Annotated in this window: 19 protein-coding genes; 11 read left to right on the top strand and 8 right to left on the bottom strand. The window is 60.0% G+C overall.

The features are described 5' to 3' along the window. Window positions 1-74: 74 nt before the first annotated feature. From hisG to hisS, 3 genes are all read right to left on the bottom strand, one after another. On the bottom strand, window positions 75-770 hold the full coding sequence (gene hisG / locus CCGE525_RS04905; protein ID WP_120703304.1) for an ATP phosphoribosyltransferase: 696 nt from the start codon (window positions 768-770) through the stop codon (window positions 75-77). Next, window positions 770-1,888 carry an ATP phosphoribosyltransferase regulatory subunit gene (locus tag CCGE525_RS04900; RefSeq protein WP_120703303.1) on the bottom strand — a complete coding sequence of 373 codons (1,119 nt, stop codon included), beginning with the start codon at window positions 1,886-1,888 and terminating at the stop codon, window positions 770-772. Before CCGE525_RS04900 ends, hisG begins: the two co-directional genes overlap by 1 nt. A gap of 290 nt (window positions 1,889-2,178) precedes the next feature. Then, window positions 2,179-3,702: a histidine--tRNA ligase gene (gene hisS / locus CCGE525_RS04890; RefSeq protein WP_120703301.1), complete on the bottom strand. Its 1,524-nt coding sequence runs from the start codon at window positions 3,700-3,702 to the stop codon at window positions 2,179-2,181. Window positions 3,703-3,836: 134 nt separating this feature from the next. On the opposite strand from hisS, the gene CCGE525_RS04885 reads away from it, so the two are divergent. The 3 genes from CCGE525_RS04885 (at window position 3,837) to copM (ending at window position 5,271) form a co-directional block, all read left to right on the top strand. Beyond that, entirely contained in the window at window positions 3,837-4,385 is a 549-nt protein-coding gene (locus tag CCGE525_RS04885) for a 2'-5' RNA ligase family protein (protein ID WP_120703300.1), read from the top strand. Window positions 4,386-4,455: 70 nt separating this feature from the next. Further along, complete coding sequence (locus CCGE525_RS04880) at window positions 4,456-4,821, top strand: hypothetical protein (RefSeq protein WP_245472088.1); 366 nt, start codon at window positions 4,456-4,458, stop codon at window positions 4,819-4,821. A gap of 87 nt (window positions 4,822-4,908) precedes the next feature. After that, window positions 4,909-5,271 carry a CopM family metallochaperone gene (copM, locus tag CCGE525_RS04875; RefSeq protein WP_425375893.1) on the top strand — a complete coding sequence of 121 codons (363 nt, stop codon included), beginning with the start codon at window positions 4,909-4,911 and terminating at the stop codon, window positions 5,269-5,271. Window positions 5,272-5,310: 39 nt separating this feature from the next. On the opposite strand, the gene CCGE525_RS04870 is transcribed toward copM, so the two are convergent. Beyond that, on the bottom strand, window positions 5,311-6,249 hold the full coding sequence (locus tag CCGE525_RS04870) for a LysR family transcriptional regulator (RefSeq protein WP_120703297.1): 939 nt from the start codon (window positions 6,247-6,249) through the stop codon (window positions 5,311-5,313). Between the two features lie 159 nt (window positions 6,250-6,408). Here CCGE525_RS04870 and CCGE525_RS04865 point away from each other — a divergent pair, with 159 nt between their 5' ends. Then, a complete protein-coding gene (locus tag CCGE525_RS04865; protein ID WP_120706259.1) occupies window positions 6,409-7,476 on the top strand; it encodes an IS110 family RNA-guided transposase in 1,068 nt (355 codons plus the stop codon). Window positions 7,477-7,738: 262 nt separating this feature from the next. Next, window positions 7,739-8,035, top strand: a complete 297-nt coding sequence (locus CCGE525_RS04860) for a YciI family protein (RefSeq protein WP_120703296.1) — start codon at window positions 7,739-7,741, stop codon at window positions 8,033-8,035. Between the two features lie 21 nt (window positions 8,036-8,056). On the opposite strand, the gene CCGE525_RS04855 is transcribed toward CCGE525_RS04860, so the two are convergent. Then, entirely contained in the window at window positions 8,057-8,959 is a 903-nt protein-coding gene (locus CCGE525_RS04855) for a LysR family transcriptional regulator (RefSeq protein ID WP_120703295.1), read from the bottom strand. A gap of 110 nt (window positions 8,960-9,069) precedes the next feature. Between CCGE525_RS04855 and CCGE525_RS04850 the strand changes: the two genes are divergently transcribed. Beyond that, the gene (locus CCGE525_RS04850; protein ID WP_120703294.1) at window positions 9,070-10,095 is read left to right on the top strand and encodes a zinc-dependent alcohol dehydrogenase family protein; all 1,026 of its coding nucleotides are present in this window, start codon (window positions 9,070-9,072) and stop codon (window positions 10,093-10,095) included. Window positions 10,096-10,143: 48 nt separating this feature from the next. On the opposite strand, the gene CCGE525_RS04845 is transcribed toward CCGE525_RS04850, so the two are convergent. Then, complete coding sequence (locus CCGE525_RS04845; protein WP_120703293.1) at window positions 10,144-11,193, bottom strand: aldo/keto reductase; 1,050 nt, start codon at window positions 11,191-11,193, stop codon at window positions 10,144-10,146. 300 nt (window positions 11,194-11,493) lie between these two features. On the opposite strand from CCGE525_RS04845, the gene CCGE525_RS04840 reads away from it, so the two are divergent. Beyond that, on the top strand, window positions 11,494-12,198 hold the full coding sequence (locus CCGE525_RS04840) for an HAD family hydrolase (RefSeq protein WP_120703292.1): 705 nt from the start codon (window positions 11,494-11,496) through the stop codon (window positions 12,196-12,198). 7 nt (window positions 12,199-12,205) lie between these two features. On the opposite strand, the gene CCGE525_RS04835 is transcribed toward CCGE525_RS04840, so the two are convergent. Next, window positions 12,206-12,766 (bottom strand): hypothetical protein, encoded by a 561-nt coding sequence (locus CCGE525_RS04835; protein ID WP_120703291.1) that lies wholly within the window; start codon window positions 12,764-12,766, stop codon window positions 12,206-12,208. Then, window positions 12,763-13,392 (bottom strand): DNA-3-methyladenine glycosylase I, encoded by a 630-nt coding sequence (locus tag CCGE525_RS04830; protein WP_120703290.1) that lies wholly within the window; start codon window positions 13,390-13,392, stop codon window positions 12,763-12,765. The genes CCGE525_RS04835 and CCGE525_RS04830 overlap by 4 nt, the downstream gene beginning before the upstream one ends. Window positions 13,393-13,694: 302 nt before the next feature. Here CCGE525_RS04830 and CCGE525_RS04825 point away from each other — a divergent pair, with 302 nt between their 5' ends. From CCGE525_RS04825 to CCGE525_RS04810, 4 genes are all read left to right on the top strand, one after another. Beyond that, window positions 13,695-14,492 (top strand): L,D-transpeptidase, encoded by a 798-nt coding sequence (locus CCGE525_RS04825; RefSeq protein ID WP_120703289.1) that lies wholly within the window; start codon window positions 13,695-13,697, stop codon window positions 14,490-14,492. 223 nt (window positions 14,493-14,715) lie between these two features. Continuing rightward, a complete protein-coding gene (locus CCGE525_RS04820; RefSeq protein ID WP_120703288.1) occupies window positions 14,716-15,417 on the top strand; it encodes a L,D-transpeptidase in 702 nt (233 codons plus the stop codon). Window positions 15,418-15,805: 388 nt separating this feature from the next. Then, on the top strand, window positions 15,806-16,474 hold the full coding sequence (locus tag CCGE525_RS04815; protein WP_120703287.1) for an outer membrane protein: 669 nt from the start codon (window positions 15,806-15,808) through the stop codon (window positions 16,472-16,474). A 57-nt stretch (window positions 16,475-16,531) separates the two neighbouring features. Continuing rightward, window positions 16,532-16,882, top strand: coding sequence for a DUF6881 domain-containing protein (locus tag CCGE525_RS04810; RefSeq protein WP_245472087.1), 351 nt, complete (start codon window positions 16,532-16,534; stop codon window positions 16,880-16,882). The last annotated feature ends 177 nt before the right edge of the window (window positions 16,883-17,059 follow it).

Below are 17,059 nucleotides of genomic sequence, written 5' to 3'. Positions count from 1 at the left end.
AAACCTCCCAAGCAGAAAAAAGCCCGCCGTTTCCCACGGCGGGCTTTTTGCATCGTCAAACAGGTCTGAAAAGGTCAAAGTGCAGCGCGCACGGCCGCAATGATGCGCTGAACCATCGGATCGCTCTCGTGGCTTTCCTTGCGCGCGCGGACAAGGCAAGCCTCGGAGCGCAAGATAATCCCATCAGACAGAACCTTCAGATGGTTTGCCTTCAGCGTCGAACCGGTCGAGGTGATATCGACGATGATATCCGCCGAGCCGGCAGCAGGCGCCCCCTCTGTCGCACCGAGGCTTTCGACGATGCGGTAGAGCTGGATGCCGTGCTGGCTGGAGAAGAACTGCTGCGTCAGCCGCCAATATTTGGTGGCGATCGCCAGCCTGCGGCCGCGCCGCGCCCGGAAGTCGGCGGCGACGTCGCCAAGATCGGCCATGGTATCGACATCAAGCCAGATATCCGGCACGGCAACCACAACATCGGCGTGGCCAAAGCCGAGACGGGCGCAGAATTCGACGCGGCTATCGGCCTCCGCCATGCCCTCGCGCACCAGATCCTCACCGGTGACACCGAAATCGACGCTGCCATTGCCGATCTCGCGCGAGATTTCCGACGCCGACAGGAAGGCTATTTCGACATTATCCCAGCCTTCGACACGGCCGCGATAGGAGCGGTCGTTACCAACTGCAACGATCGGCATGCCGGCGCGCGCGAAGATCCCGGAGCAGTCGTCCTTCATCCGGCCTTTGGACGGGAGAGCAATGGTAATGGTCATCAGGCTGCCCTCGCGGTTTCGATGCGGTCGAGCCAGAGCGCGAAGCCGACAGCCGGGATATGATCTTTTGCGCCGAGCAGCGTCAGCAGCTGGTCGAACCGTCCGCCGCCGGCCAGCACTTCGGTCGAACCTTGTGCCGTCACTTCGAAAGTGAGGCCGGTATAATAATCGAGCGGACGGCCGAAAGCGGCACCATAGTCGATCTGTGCCGCATCGACGCCGGCATTGGCGAGTGCTGCGACGCGGGCGTCAAAACGCTCAAGCGCCGCGCCAAGCTTCAGCCCGGCCGCGTCGGCAAAATCGGCAAGCGCAGAAGAGGCGTCCGCAAGCGGCAGGCTGAGCGACAGGAACTCTTCCAACACGCCGAAGGCGGCATCGTCGAGATAGGTCGTCGACAACACCAGTTTTTCCCGCAAACGACGGGCGATCTCGAGCGGCGAGCGGCTGGCATTGGTGGAATAGCCGGTTGCCTGCATGGTCTTGTCAATATGATCCACCAACCCCTGCTCATCGCCACGGGCCAGAAAATCGACCACATGACGATTGAGGCCGACGACGGGCTGGGGACTTGCCAGACGTGCCAGCAGGGTTTCGAGCTGCGTCAGATTGCCGAAGGCGTGGATCAGGCGCTTCTGCCAGCCAGACGGCAGACCGAGCGCCTGGACGACGGCCTCGAACACTGCCTGATCGCCGAGCGTCACCGACAGCGCCTTGCCGGGAACCAGCCTGTCGAGAATGCCGATGGCGTCGCCGATGGCGCGGGCATCGGCGCTGGCGATATCGCGATCGCCGAGATCCTCCATCCCCGCCTGATAGAATTCATTGCCGCCTTCACGACGCTGGCGGAAGATCTCCCCGAGATAGGAATAGCGCTTCGGCGTGCCGGTCGCAGTCTCGATATGACGCAAGCAGACGGGAATGGTGAATTCCGGACGCAGGCAGAGGCTGGCGCCAGTCTCATTCTCCGTCATGAAGATACGGCGGCGCAGGTCTTCGCCCGCCATGTCGAGAAACGGTTCGGCCGGCTGGATGATGGGCGTATCGACCCGTTCCGTTCCACGGGCGGCAAATTCGGCAAGAAGATCGTCGGCGAAATCGGGAAGGTTGATCAGGGGCATGGGATTGCCCCCCCTTCTCCCCTCGGGGAGAAGGTGGCCCGAAGGGTCGGATGAGGGGGGCTCTCAGCACGGGAAAACTATCCTTCGCTTCACGCTCATGATCCGCGTCGCTCCGCCCCTCGGCCCCCTCATCCGCCCTGTCGGGCACCTTCTCCCCGACGGGGAGAAGGGGATGAGGGAAATTAGCGCCATCCACGACGCAACCAAGGGACGAGAGGCCGCAGCAAAAGAGATTGTCCCCTCTCCCCGCCTGCGGGGAGAGGGCTAGGGTGAGGGGCGAAGCCGCACGCTCAGACATTGCCGGGCGCCCTCTTCCGATCTTCCGCCTGCGCCGCCAAAATCTCCCGTACCTTGGCCACCAGATCGGCTTCGGGCACGGTCTCCTGCGCAACGCGGGCTTCGCGCCAGCTCTCATTATCCTCGATTTCGCCCGAGAGGCGCTTGCCCTCGATCAGATCCTTGAGCTGTACGACACCCTCGGCACGCTCGTCGCCACCCTGGATGATGGCGATCGGGCAGCCGCGGCGGTCGGCATATTTCAGTTGGTTGCCGAACTTTTTCCAGTTGCCCTGGAACATCTCGGCGCGAATGCCGGCGGCGCGCAGTTGCTGGGTGAATCGCTGATAGCGGCCCATGGCCTCGACATCGCCATCCATGACAGTGACGAGCACAGGCTCGATCACCTCTTCCGTGCCGAGCTTGCCTAGGTTCTTCAAGGCAGTCATCAGGCGCGACACGCCGATTGAGAAGCCGGTGGCCGGCACCGGCTGGCCCATGAAGCGCGAGACAAGCCCGTCATAGCGGCCACCACCGCCGACCGAGCCGAACACGACCTTCTCGCCCTTTTCGTTGGTGACGTCGAACAAAAGCTCGGCTTCGTAAACCGGGCCGGTATAATATTCGAGGCCACGCACGACGGACGGATCGATCTTGATACGATCGGAATGATAGCCGGCGCTGGTGACCAGCGAACCGATCAAATTCAGCTCCTCGACGCCTTCGCTGCCCTTGGATGTGCCGGCGACAAGCTCAGCGAGCCGGACAGCACTTTCGGCATAATCCTTGATGCCGACGAAGAAGAGCACTTTTTCGATCTGGTCCGCATCCAGCCCAGCGCCCTTGGTGAAATCGCCAGACTCGTCCTTGCGACCCGGCCCGAGCAGCAGCGCTACGCCTTCCGGCCCGAACTTGTCGAGCTTGTCGATGGCACGCAGCACGTTGAGGCGCTGAGCGGCCTTGTCGTCGCCGCCAAGACCGATCGCTTCGAGCACGCCGTCGAGGACCTTGCGGTTGTTGACGCGGATCACATAGTCGCCGCGCTTGATACCGAGCGCTTCCAGCGTATCGGCCATCATCATGCACATTTCGGCATCCGCCTGCACGCCCGGCGCGCCGACCGTATCGGCGTCGAACTGCATGAACTGGCGGAAACGGCCCGGGCCAGGCTTCTCGTTGCGGAAAACATAGCCGGCGCGGTAAGTGCGATAAGGTAGTTGGATCTCGTTGAAATTCTCCGCCACATGGCGGGCGAGCGGCGCCGTCAAATCGTAGCGTAGCGACATCCACTGCTCGTCATCATCCTGCAGCGAAAACACACCCTCGTTTGGCCGATCGCTGTCAGGCAGGAATTTGCCGAGCGCATCGGTATATTCGAACAGTGGTGTCTCGACGGGATCGAAACCATAATGCTCGTACACGGCCCGGATCTTGGCGGTCATTTCGTTGACGGCGCGAATGTCGCTCGCCGAACGATCGACAAAGCCACGCGGCAGGCGGGCCTTGAGCTTTTGCGGTTTCTTTTGTTTATCGCTCATTTGCAGGATAATCCGGTACGGGAACAGTGGCGGTTAACTAGCGGATAGCGCGGGATGCGGCAAGGATTGTTGTATGTTGCTGTCCGTCAAAACTGACAAAAGCAACAGAAGCAGCAGGACGGGACGTGGAAGCCATGCCCTATGCGATCAGCCTGAAATGCACCAACAATACGGCGATGCCTGTCCGCGATCTGTGGCGGCAAGCCGGCGCCTTCGAAACCGTGCCGTCGATGCAAGGGCTGAACTACCCTCCGCATCTGACCCTTGCCATCTACGAAAACATCTCACCCGACCGCCTCTGCGAGACAGTTCACAAGACTTTTCACGACATTCCGGCGATTTCCGTGGAGTTCTCGGGCATCCACCACTTCCGCAACGATGTGCTGGTGCTATGGGCGCGTCCCGTCGATGACAGCCCTTTGCGACCGCTCCACCAGGCCATTCATCGGGAAATCGATCCCATCCTATGTCATGAGCACTACCGTCCCGACCATTGGCAACCCCATTGCACGATCGCGATGAAAATCCCCATGGCATCGGCCGAAACGGCGCTGAGTTGGGCGGCGGAAACGCCGGCAAGATTTACGGTGACTTTCGATGCGGCAGACTGTGTCAGATCTCCTCCGGTCGAAATCCTGAGCGAGGTCAAACTGGCGCCACGATATTCTGCCAACCATCGCTGAGCGATTTCCGCTTGCCTTTTGCGACCACAAATTTAGTTTTTTGCTTATGCGCTTCTTCGCGATCCTGACAATGCTGATTGCCTGGCTGTTCTACGGTGCCATGCCGGCGCTGGCGAACTGCCCCATCTGCGTTTCAGAGACGGCAATGCCGGTAGCCTCCACCATGAGCATGCATGAGGCGATGCCAGGCGTGGCTATGGATCATGGTTCGATGGCCATGCACGCCAACAGCGCGATCCCCGACAAGAAACCGGACAACCCCTGCGCCGGCGGCATGGCGCATGTGCCCTCCTGCGCCGCCTGCCTGGCGGCAGTGCCGCCCCTTGTCGCCGATGACGGCAAGGCGCTGGCATTCTCCTATCCGGCGCCGACACATGGTCAACGGCTTGCGGATTCCCGTCCCGCACCAACGGCGCCGCCTCCCCGTTTCGCCTGATACGCGTCTGACTTCATCCAATTTACGAAGCGATTCTTCGCTAGAAATTCAGATACCGTCTCGAAAACGGAAGGAACTTACATGCCTATTTCAAAATCCATCATCCTCGCCGGCGCTCTTGCGCTCACCCTCGCCATCCCCGCCCTCGCCCAGGACATGTCCGGTGTGGATATGGGCAAGCCGATGGGCGACCAGGGCGCCTCCAGCAAGGCATTCAACGATGTCATGGGCAAGATGAACAAGGATATGATGATCACCTATAGCGGCGATGCCGATGCGGATTTCGTCCGCGGCATGATCCCGCATCATCAAGGTGCGATCGACATGGCCAAGGTGGAACTCAAATACGGCAAGGACCCGGAACTGCGCAAATTGGCGAAAGCCGTCGTCACCGCGCAGGAAGCCGAAATCAAGGAGATGAACGCCTGGCTGAAGAAGCACGGCAAGTAATTCGTCCGATAACGGGAGGCGGCATCCAGGCCGCCTCTCTCACCGCTCAGAAAGCGGGCGACGGAATACCTCATCCAACCAATCGGAAACGGCGCGGATGCGGACGAGCTGACGAAGCTCTGCATGCATGAGCAGCCACATCTCGCGCGCAGGCGGATTTCTGTCGCCGCCGTCGACGCGGCAAAGACCCTCGGCACTCTCGGCAAGGATTTTCGGCAGAAGCGCGCGCCCTAGGCCTGCAGCGGCCGCTTGGAGCAGAGCTTCGGCGTCGTTCACCGCAAGCGGGCTGAAGCGAGCGGATTTCTCCGCCTGCGCAGCAATCCAACGGGCGTGCGGCAGATGCAGCATGGCCTCTTCGTAGACGATCCAGGGCAAGCCTTCTGCCCGGCTCTCCTGCCCGGCGGCAACGTAGACAGCATAATCCAACGTCGCGATCCGCCTAGCGACGACCTTGGCGTTTGCGACATCGGCTGGCCTCGAGAGGCGTAGCGCCATATCCGCCTCGCGCCGGGTCAGGTTGAAATTGCGGGCATCGCCGATGAGCTCCAATTGAAGGCCCGAGTGCTGAGCCAGCAAGCCGGGCATAGAGGGAATCAGCAGCCGGCTGATGAAGGATGGCGCGGCGGTGAGGCGCACCTTGCCGAGCGCCATGGGATCGACCGCATCCAATGCGCCCGATAGCGCCATGACTTCGGCCTCGATCGCCTCGGCCTTCGCAACTGCGATCTCGCCCGGCGGCGTCGGCGACATGTTACCGCCTGCATCGCGCGAGAACAGTGTGGTGCCGAGGTGTTGCTCCAGGATGCGCAGTCGGCGACCCACTGTCGTCGCATCTGTCGCAAGTGCTCTGCCGGCTGCAGCAAAGGATCCACCCCGCGCAAGAGCCAGAACATGGCGCAGATCGTTCCAATCGATATCGTGCAATTTTGCAGCCCCCAGCAGCAAACTTACCGCGTGCAACGGCATTATTGCAGTCATAAACTGAAAATATCCAGTAAGGAGGTGACATGAAAGAGGCCACCTCCACCGACAGAACGGATCACTGAGATGCAGGTGATGATCGAGGGACAGTCACACTTCCAGCCTTTCGGCTTACCTTATTGGGGTTTTGCAGATCTCAACAAGGGAGTTGGAAGCATGACTGCCTCTTATGAATACCATATCGGCGTCGACTACCACAAATCCTACAGTCACCTGGTGGTGCAGGATTCGGCCGGCAAGACGCTACGCTCCGGCCGGGTGAAGAACGATCGCCAGTCGCTGGGCGGGTTTTTGGAACGCTACCGCGAGAACTCGCATGCGGTTGTCGAGGCGACCCGCAACTGGATGGTGATGTACGACTGGCTCGACGACATTTGTGATGATGTCGTTCTCGCCCATCCGTTGAAGGTCAAGGCGATCGCCGACGCCAAGATCAAGACCGACAAGATCGATGCGACGGTGCTGGCGCATCTGCTCAGAGCCGACCTGGTGCCGGAGGCCTGGGCACCAAGCGAGAAATCGCGAGACCTTCGCGTCGCCCTTCGCGAACGGATGTTTTACGTGCGGCTGCGCACGATGACCAAGAACCGGATTGTGACGGTCTTTGATCGTTACCCGGAGCAGACGGCGCAGTTGAAGACGCTTGGCGACCTGTTCGGCAAGGCCGGCCGCATCCAGCTGGCTCAGGTGAAGGTCTCAGAGATCGACCGCATCCAGATCGACCGCGGCCTCGCCTTCATCGCCGACATCGACGTGCGGGTCAAGCAATCGGAAGCAACGATCCGGGCGATGACGAAAGCGAACACCAATGTGAAGCTGTTGAAGACGATCCCCGGCATCGGTGAGTTCTTCGCCCGACTGATCGATGCTGAGATCGACGACATATCGCGGTTCCGCAACGCCAAGAAGCTCGCCGCCTATGCTGGTCTGGTGCCGTCGACCTATTCCTCCGGCGGCAAGACCTTCCACGGCAAGATCATCAAGCAGGGCAACAAGTGGCTGCGCTGGGCCTTTGTCGAGGCGGTCGCTCCGGCCATCGCTGCCGATGCGCAGCTTCGCGCCCAATACGAACATCTGAAGCTCAGAGGAGTAAACAAAGCGCGTGTTGCGATCGCGCGCAAGCTTTTGACGATCGCCTTCCAGATCCTGCGTGACCAGCGCGCTTACGAGCCGCGCAGCACCAGCACCATGGAAGCGACGTCGACGATATCCCGGTTGTCCTGATCGTCTGTTAGCGAGCCCGGCAGGTCCGGGCTGCGCTCCTCAAGGAGAATGGGAAACCGGGAGCCGAACGTCACTCTGTGGCCGAAGCCAACACATCAGGTCACGCATTGGAGATTGGTTCAAGAACCGAAGGACAACTCCGTCCTGCGGACGGAAGAGATTGAGCCGATCGGCGCAAACGCCGGTCAAAACATAACCGAACCCAAGGAAAGCCGCCAAATGGAGGTGTTTTGCCCCTTGAGTTCTTTCATTGGAGATGACGATGTCGCTATTCGCAGTTCTATTCGAGGACGACCAGCAAAACGCCGCCGCCATCCGCAAGGACTATCTGCAACGCCACTTTGCCTTCCTGGAGGCGAACGCCGCTTCGATCAAGACGGCAGGGCCGCTCAGCCGGGAGGGCGATGCTTTCGCCGGCGGTCTATGGATTGTCGAAGCTCAGGCTTTCGATGACGTCAACCGGTTAGTGAAGGAAGACCCATTCTGGTCGGCTGGCCTGCGCAAATCCGTGCAGATCCTGCAGTGGAACCAAGTATTTGCAGAGGGTGCTCGCGTCTAGCCAAAGGCCATTCTTTGGTGATCAGTTCATGATGTCAGGCAGGCGTGCGGCCAGCAGGTCGATGACCGCGCGCATCTTCAGCGAGAGCTGCGGCGTCTGCGGCCAGACCGCATAGACGTTCACAGCGCGGCTGGACACATTCTTCAGCGCCGGCGTAAGCGTGCCGGCAGACACGTAGTCGCGTACCAGCCAGCAGGGCAGCCACGCTATCCCCATTCCCGACACTGCCGCATCCGCCATGACTTCGAGATCATCAAGTCGGAGCCTTGTTTCCGCAAAATAGTCGACGGCCTTGCCGTCATCTTGCAGAAAGATCCATTTCTTCGTTTCGCCTGATCTTGCATAGACAATCAGGTCGTGGCCATCGAGATCGGCAATGGTCTGCGGCTTGCCTCTCTCGGCGAGATAAGCCGGCGAAGCGCAGAGTGTCATACGATGCAAGGCGATCTTGCGAGCGGCAAGGCCGGCTTCATCGCGTAGCACGCCGTTGCGAATGGCAAGATCGAAACCCTCGTCAAAGAGATCGACGACACGATCGCTGAAGGAGAGATCCATTTCGAGCTTGGGATGCATGCGGGCAAGTTCCAGCAGCAACGGCGCGGCACAGCGGCGACCGAAGAGCACCGGCATGGAGATGCGCAGGCGTCCAGTGACTTCGCGCTTGCCCGATTCCAGCATGGCCTCGCCCGATTGTATCTCGTCCAACGCCCGACGGCAGCGCTCGTAGAAGGCCTGGCCCTCATCCGTCAGACTTTGCATGCGGGTGGTGCGATGAAACAGGCGGACGTTCAGCCGCCTCTCCAGCCTCGCGATGGTCTTGCCGATCGCGGAGCGCGAGAGATTCATGCGCGCCGCCGCCGCCGAAAAGCCGCCCGCTTCGACCGCCTCTACGAATTCCGGAATGCCGTTGAGCATGTCATTCATGATGATTGCTTCCTCGTGGGAACCAGTTAACGGAAATTATATCGCCACTGGCGACACAGAAGCAACGATATAGTGACTCCATTGCTTCCAATTCCTCACAGGAGATCGTGATGACGAAGACAATGAAGCGCTGGACCCTTGAGAATATTGCCGTCGGCGCCCCCTTGAGCCTCACGGAGACGGCGGTTCCCACGCCCGCACGCGGCGAAGTGCTTGTGCGGGTCAAAGCGGTTTCGCTGAACTATCGCGACAAGCTCGTTCGCGAGACCGGCATGGGCCTGCCGATTCAGTTTCCCTTCGTGCCAGCGTCCGACATGGCGGGCGTGGTCGAAGCGGTGGGAGACGATGTCGCCAGATTCTTCGTCGGCGATAGGGTCATTTCAACCTTCCATCCCGGCTGGATCGATGACAAGCCGCTCGGCGATGCCCGCAATCCACCCTACAAGACGCTTGGCGGCTTCTATCCCGGGGTACTTTCCGAATATGTGGCCATGCCGCAGGATTGGCTCGTATCGGCACCCACTAGCCTCGACGATGCGGAGGCGAGCACTCTGCCTTGCGCCGGCCTGACAGCCTGGTTCGCCTTGGTGGAACGAGGCAAGATCAAGCCAGGCGATCGCGTGCTGGTGCAGGGAACGGGTGGCGTGGCACTGTTCGGCCTGCAGATCGCTGCCGCACAGGGAGCCGAAGTATTCGTGACCTCATCGGGGCCGGAGAAGCTGGCACGGGCAAAGGCTCTCGGAGCCCATCACGGCATCGACCGCAATACCAACGACTGGGTGGAGGAAGTCTATCGACTTACCGACGATCGCGGCATCGATCATGTCATTGAAATTGCTGGGGGGCCGAACTTCGCCCAATCGCTGAAAGCGGTGGCGCCTCACGGCAGGATTTCCGTCATCGGCGTGCTGGAAGGCTTCGACATCTCCGGTCCGGCGGCGCCGCTGCTGTTGAAGTCTCCTGTCGTCCAAGGCATCAGTGTCGGCCATCGACGCTCGCTCGAAGATTTCGTGCGCGCGGTGGACAGCATCGCCCTGAAGCCCGTCATCGACCACCGCTATGTTTTCGGCGAAGCTCCGGCGGCCTTCGATCATCTCGATCGCGGTGCCTTCGGCAAGATCGTCATCGAGCTGTGATTGCAGCCGAGCCGCCGCGAAAAGTGGCGGCCCGGTCTTAGCGAGATATCAGGCCTTCGGTTCGAAAGGCTGCGGCCGACGGGCAGCACCCTGGCGCGGGATCATCCAACCGGGATATTCGGCTGCGAGCGCGCTGACCTCGTCGAGTTTGGCGAGATCGTCTGCATCCAGCTTCAGCTTAACGGCAGCCAGATTCTGGTCGAGCTGATCGAGACGTTTGGCGCCGATGATGATGCTGGTAACGAAAGGCTTCGCCAGGATCCAGGCGAGCGCCACGGTGGCAACGCTCGCGCCGTGTTTCTCGGCCACTTCACGCATGGCGGCGACGCAGGCCCAGGCGCGGTCCTTGTCGACGGGCGGGAAGTCGAAGCTGGCGCGGCGCCCTTCGCCGTTGCCGGCCGCGCCGGGGCCGAACTTGCCGGAAAGGAGACCGCCGGCAAGCGGCGACCAGACCATCAGGCCGAGCTTCTCTTCAGCCATCAGCGGCACGATTTCGCGTTCCAGATCGCGGCCGGCGATCGAGTAATAGGCCTGCACCGTTTCGAAGCGGGCAAAGCCGCGGCGTTCTGAAATACCGAGCGCCTTGGCGATGCGCCAGGCCTGCCAGTTGGAAACGCCGACATAGCGGACCAGCCCACGAGAAACGAGATCGTCGAGAGCACGCAGCGTCTCATCGATCGGCGTCACCGAATCCGTGGCGTGGATCTGATAGAGGTCGATGTGATCGGTCTGCAGCCGCTCGAGGCTCTCCTGAACCGAGTCCATGATATGGCCACGCGACGCGCCGCGGTCGTTGGGTTTGTCGCCCATGACGCCGTAGACCTTGGTGGCGATGACGACGTCCTTGCGCGGCACGCCGACATTCTTCAGCGCCTGGCCGAGCAGCTTTTCCGAGTTCCCGAAGGAATAGACGTCAGCGGTGTCGATGAAGTTGACGCCGGCGGCGAGTGAGTTTTCGACGATCTTGTCGGCCGTCGCCTGGTCGACATCGGCGATGGCGCCCCAATTGCTGTCGGGATTGGCTTCGCCGAAGGTCATCGTGCCCAGGCAAAGTTCAGAGACGAACATGCCGGTATTGCCGAGTTGGTTGTAACGCATCTGAGGAAATTCCCTTGTGATCCGCCGGAAGGCGGCTTCCGGTGAATTCTTATCTCTTGGCTATTGGCCTCGGCATGACAGCCGCTCATCCGCGCTGCCTTGGGAGGTCCGAAGAAGGTCGTCGAGGAGCAGTCTCGGCGCCGCAATCATCGAGACAACATCGACATAATGCACCGGAATCCGATTTCAACGCGATACCCGGCGCCGATCACGATGCAGTTACCGGCGCTTCGCTCTTGCCTCCGTTTCAACGCGCGATAGACTCTCGCATCCATGCAATTCGCAGGATCAAGCATTTCAATGACGCAACGCCCTTTGACCACCATCGGCTTCGACGCCGACGACACGCTCTGGCAGAACGAACAATTCTACCGCCTGACGGAACAGCAGTTCACCGAACTGCTAGCCGACTATGCCGAGAGCGAGACCATTTCGCGAGGACTGCTGGAAGCAGAGAAGCGCAATCTGCGCCGCTACGGCTTCGGCATCAAAGGCTTCACACTTTCAATGATCGAGACGGCGATCGAGATCACCCAGGGCGAAGTGCCGACGACCGTGATCACGCAGATCCTCGACATCGGCCGGGATCTGCTCGCCCATCCCGTCGAAACGCTGCCCCATGTCAAGGAGACGCTGGAAGCTTTGGCGGGCAATTATCTGCTGGTGCTGATCACCAAAGGCGATCTTTTCGATCAGGAGCGCAAGCTCGCGCAATCCGGCCTCGGCGATTTCTTCGATGCTGTCGAAATCGTCTCCGACAAGAATGCCTCCACCTATCGCCGAATCTTCTCGAAAGTCGGCGATGGGCCGGAACGGGCAATGATGGTCGGCAACTCGCTCAAGTCAGACATCGTGCCCGCGCTCGCCGCCGGAAGTTTCGGCGTCTTCGTGCCGCACGAACTCACCTGGGCCTTGGAACATGTCGAGGAGCCGACGGAGGCGCCGCGCTTTCGCAAGATCGGACACCTTGGCGAGCTGCGAGGGGTGATCGAGGGGCTGTCCTAACTATCCCTCACAGCCCCTGTTTTGCCTTCGGTGGAAACAGCAAGGGTGCTTGATCCGCCGGCTGGTTCTGATCCTGACCTGCCGGTTGCTGTGTGGCCGGCGGGTTGGGATCGATGAGGATTTCGTAGGGCGCTCCGCGGCCGCGGCGGCGGGTAACGCGAGAGTAGTAGGGTTTGATCAGCCAGGTCGTGTCCTCATTGACGGTGACATCGGCGGTCATGCCGTCCTCGTCGGTACCGAAGAAGGATTCGTCATCGTTCGAGGAGAGATCGAAGATCGCCATATAGGCATATTTGCTCTTCGAGCTGAAGGTGATCCGGACGTGCTGGCCTTTCTTGAGCGGCAGTGTATAGACCTTGCCCTTGCCGAACTTCGTCCAGCCCGTCAATTTCTCCAGGACAGCAGGGAAACCAAGCTTTTCCACGGTCTCGCCACGGTCGAGTTCCGGAAGCGCCGTCTGCTGGGCGCCCTGTGTGCTGTCATCATTCTGCGTATCCTGTGCATGGGCGGCTTGCCCGCCAGGCAGGGCAAAAACGAGCAGGGAAAAGGCAAGCAACAGGCGTCTCATGGCCGTACCAATGCACTCCGCATCGCCTCCACCTCTTTCCGGCAATAGCAGCCTTCGATGTGATCGTTGACAAGGCCCATGGCCTGCATGAAGGCGTAGACCGTGGTTGGACCGACGAAGGTCCAGCCGCGCTTCTTCATATCCTTCGAGATTCGCACCGAGGCCGGCGTCGTCGGATTGGCCGCGATGGTCGGATAATCGACAAAGGCCGGGCGCTCGGCGGCTGCCGGCTCATGGCTCCAGAAATAGCGCGCCAGCGACCCGAACTCCTGGCGCAGCTCGATGGCGCGGCGGGCATTGTTGATAGTGGAAACGATCTTGCCGCGGTGGCGGATGATGCCGGCGTCGCCCAGGCAGCGCGCGATATCGGCCTCATCGAACTTGGCCACCTTCTCGAAATCGAAACCGGCAAAAGCGGCGCGGAAATTCTCGCGCTTGCGCAGGATCGTCAACCAGGACAGGCCGGATTGAAAACCTTCCAGGCAGATTTTTTCGAAAAGCCTGATGTCGTCGATAACGGGCCGACCCCATTCCTCGTCATGATAACGCTGATATTCCGGCAAATTGCCGTGCCAGAAGCAGCGGTCCTTGCCATCCTCACCGGTGATTATGCCCGTTCCGGCCATTTTCGCAGTTCGTCCTCAATTTCAGAGCATGATCCCGAACACTGGCGGGCAGCTATCGAATAAGATCAGGTCAATCAAATAGTTAAGATCGAGAGGACGATTCGAAGGCAAGTCATCCCGATTCAAGGTTTACCACTTGCAAACCGTCTTTCCAAACCAAGTAGTAACCCTGACAAAGGTTTATCGGCTTCGCGGCATTTTGATGAATAGATGTTTACCATTCGCTGGCGTGCAAGTGGCACCATATTCGGGAGCGGGCGCAATTACGCCCATCCTCGGCCCATTTGTAGAGAGTTTGTCCGATGATGAAACAATGCTTTTTATTTGCCGCGGGCGTTTTGAGTCTGCTCGCTACCAACGCAGTCGCCGATGACCGTTACCAGTCGCGCCCGCCTGTTATCGTCAGCCCCGACCTGACCGCTCCCTGGGTGATGCAGCTCGGCGGTACCAATGTACAGCCGGCCGTCTATGCCACTCGCCCTGTGGCACGCCAGGCAGTCAACCCGATGAGCGATCCGACGGATAGCCAGGCCGTCAATCCGGAGGTTCGGCGGGTGATCCAGCCGCGCGGCCTGTTTGCACGTCCGATCGTGCAGCCGGTCGCGGTCGTCCGGCCGCAATATCCGGCAATCCGCGGCCAACTCGACCCGCAATTTCTGCCACAGATCGTTGACTACCAGTCCAAGGAAAAGCCAGGCACCATCGTCATCGATACCAACAATCGCTTCCTCTATCTGGTGATGGACGGCGGTAAGGCGCGGCGCTATGGCGTCGGCGTCGGCAAACCCGGCTTCGAATGGGCCGGCGCCCATACCGTCACCCGCAAGCAGGAATGGCCCGATTGGACGCCGCCGGCAGAAATGTTGACGCGCGAAGCCGAGAAGGGGCATTACCTGCCGGCCCATATGGAAGGCGGTGAAGCCAATCCTCTCGGCGCCCGCGCAATGTATCTCGGCTCGACCCTCTATCGTATCCACGGCACGAATGCTCCCTGGACCATCGGCAATGCCGTGTCTTCCGGCTGCATCCGTCTGCGCAATGAAGACGTGATCGATCTCTACGATCGTGTAAAAGTCGGGACACGCGTTATAGTGATGTGATTGCTACCAAGATTGCTGCGCACGGCTCGCTCGCGCGCAGCAATTTTACCACCGGGCGCAGCAATCCTGTTGTAAGCATTGATATAACCCGACAATAACGCTCTTTTGACGCCGGAACAGGTCGCTGCTCCATCGGCTCGATCTTTGTCATCAGCGATTTCATCTTGATCCTCTCGTAAGTTTCGTTAGTTTCTCGCTGGGTAAATCGAGAGGGGAATGACAGATGAAATCAATACTACCGGTCGTGGCGGCGGCGGGCATTGCTATGTCGTGCCTCATGGCGGCATCGGGCGCCGCAGCCTTCAACACCTCTGCACCTCAGGCCGCGCAAGTGACGCGGACCGATGTGATCCGCGTGGCAACCGAGCCGCAGGGTCAGGTCAAGCCACAGTTTCAGCGGAGGGTCGTGCGGCTGGTGACCAACGAGGCGCCGGGCACGATCATCATCGACACCAACAACAAATATCTCTACCTCGTCGAAGGCGACAACCGGGCGCGGCGCTACGGCATCGGTGTCGGCCGCGAGGGCTTCGGCTGGTCCGGCGTCGTCAAGGTCGCCCGCAAGGCAGAATGGCCCGGCTGGACGCCGCCCGCGGAAATGCGCGTCCGTGAGGCCAAGAAGGGCCACAAGCTGCCCGCCTATCAGGAAGGCGGCGAAGACAACCCGCTCGGCGCCCGCGCCATGTACCTCTATCGCAACGGCAACGACACGGCGTTCCGCATCCACGGCACCAACCAGCCCTGGAGCATCGGCCTGAACATGTCGTCCGGCTGCATCCGCCTGATGAATAAGGACGTCATAGACCTCTACGACCGCACGCCGGTCGGTACCAAGGTCATCGTCGTCGGCCCTGGCAACAAGCAGGGCGAGGTCAGCTTTGACGATCGCGGCATCGATCTATTGCGGACCATGTTCGGCAGCTAAGGAGCGAGTCGACGAAACGGCCCGTTGGGGCCGTTTCGAACGATGAAGACCCTGCGATTTCGATGTCGGCTACGACAACCTCTCGCAATCCAGCCGCGAATATAGCCGGATGTTCTGGGGCGCCTTTCGGGTGCAAGAGGTCGTCAGCCCCGCGTGAGTCGAGTCGCCGCGCACAAATGTGCGGCCGCAGCGTACCCGCCCGGCAACATCAACTGTGGCACAGTTGTAACATTCCCAGATTTATCGTGTTTTCTGCTGGGGAAACTGCCCTTTTGTTCAGTTTCGTGTCAGCTTCCCTACCTAAGCCATGGCGGAATGGGGTATAACGCAATAGAACTGTCATAGAAGCACGCTTAGATAGCGACACTTTGCCATTTGGGGATCTTACATGCATCGTGCATTTCGCATCAAGCAGCCGGCTATCGCCGCGCTTGCAATTTCAGCTTTTGTCTTTGTCGCTGGCTCAGCTTCGGCGGAAATGCAGTTTTCGGCTTACGGCGGTTTCCAAGGCGCGACCGGAAACAACGTCAAGACGTCGGATGGCGCCGATTTCGATCCAAATTGGTCAGGCAAATCCTTCAAGATGCCGCCCTATTTCGGCTTTCGCGGCATCTGGTGGCTGGACCAGTTCAACGAGTCAAACTGGGGTGTCTCGCTCGATTACACCCACGCCAAGGTCTATGGCGATCTCGGCAATACGCCCGGCTGGTCGCATTTCGAGTTCACCGACGGCCTTAACATGCTGACGCTCAATGCGCTCTATCGCTTCCAGGATCCGAGCCGCAAGTGGACGCCCTATGTCGGCCTCGGCGCCGGCATCAACGTGCCGCACGTGGAAGTGACCCGTGCCTCCGGCCGCACCTTCGACTATGAGTTCGGCGGCGCATCGCTGCAGGCGCAGGCTGGCATCAGCTATCAGTTCAGCAAGCACTGGGCGACGTTCGTCGAATATAAGGGCAACTACAACTTTGTGGACGTCCCGATCGACAGCGGCGCTAATCTGAAGACCAACGTCTTCACCAATGCCATCAATTTCGGCGTGTCGTTCAACTTCTAAGAGACACGGCCATTATTGTTGCGGAACCCCTGAATCGATTCCGATTTGGGGGTTTTTGTGTTAGACAATAGTGGCATGAGCTTTTCCTATTACCGATGCGACTGGATCCATCCGGAAAGCGGCGACCCGGTCATTATCTATTATGAGGTTGATGCCGAGGGAGACGTCCCGCGGCTTGTCGACGTGTTTGCCGATGGCCGGCGGGAATGTGCATCCGTTGCCGATTTTTGCAGCCGGAACCGCGACATGGCGGGCACCCACAGTCTTGTCGAAGGTTCGTTCTACGATGGCGTCCGCAACGTCGTGGACGGCCTTTTCATCTGCGAGGGCCAAGAGCGCATAAGCTTGACGCTCACCAGCGCCGAAAAGTTCGAGATTGAATGGCTGCGGCCCGCCAGAAGCCACTAAGGCGCATCGCGATCTCTCTGAATCACTCCTTGGACTTTAGGCTCTTGATTTTGCGCGCTTTTGCGCGACAGCTTTAAACCCTCTGTTGCATGATTGATACAGTGCGGCAGGCTTTGTCTGCATCGGTCAGGCAGCTTTTCCAATTTGATCTAGCTCAAATCATCGCCCTCCCCGGAG

It is taken from the genome of Rhizobium jaguaris (assembly GCF_003627755.1).
Lineage (GTDB): Bacteria > Pseudomonadota > Alphaproteobacteria > Rhizobiales > Rhizobiaceae > Rhizobium > Rhizobium jaguaris.
Note: the sequence above shows the minus strand (reverse complement) of the source record. Positions and strands in the feature narration are given on the sequence as shown.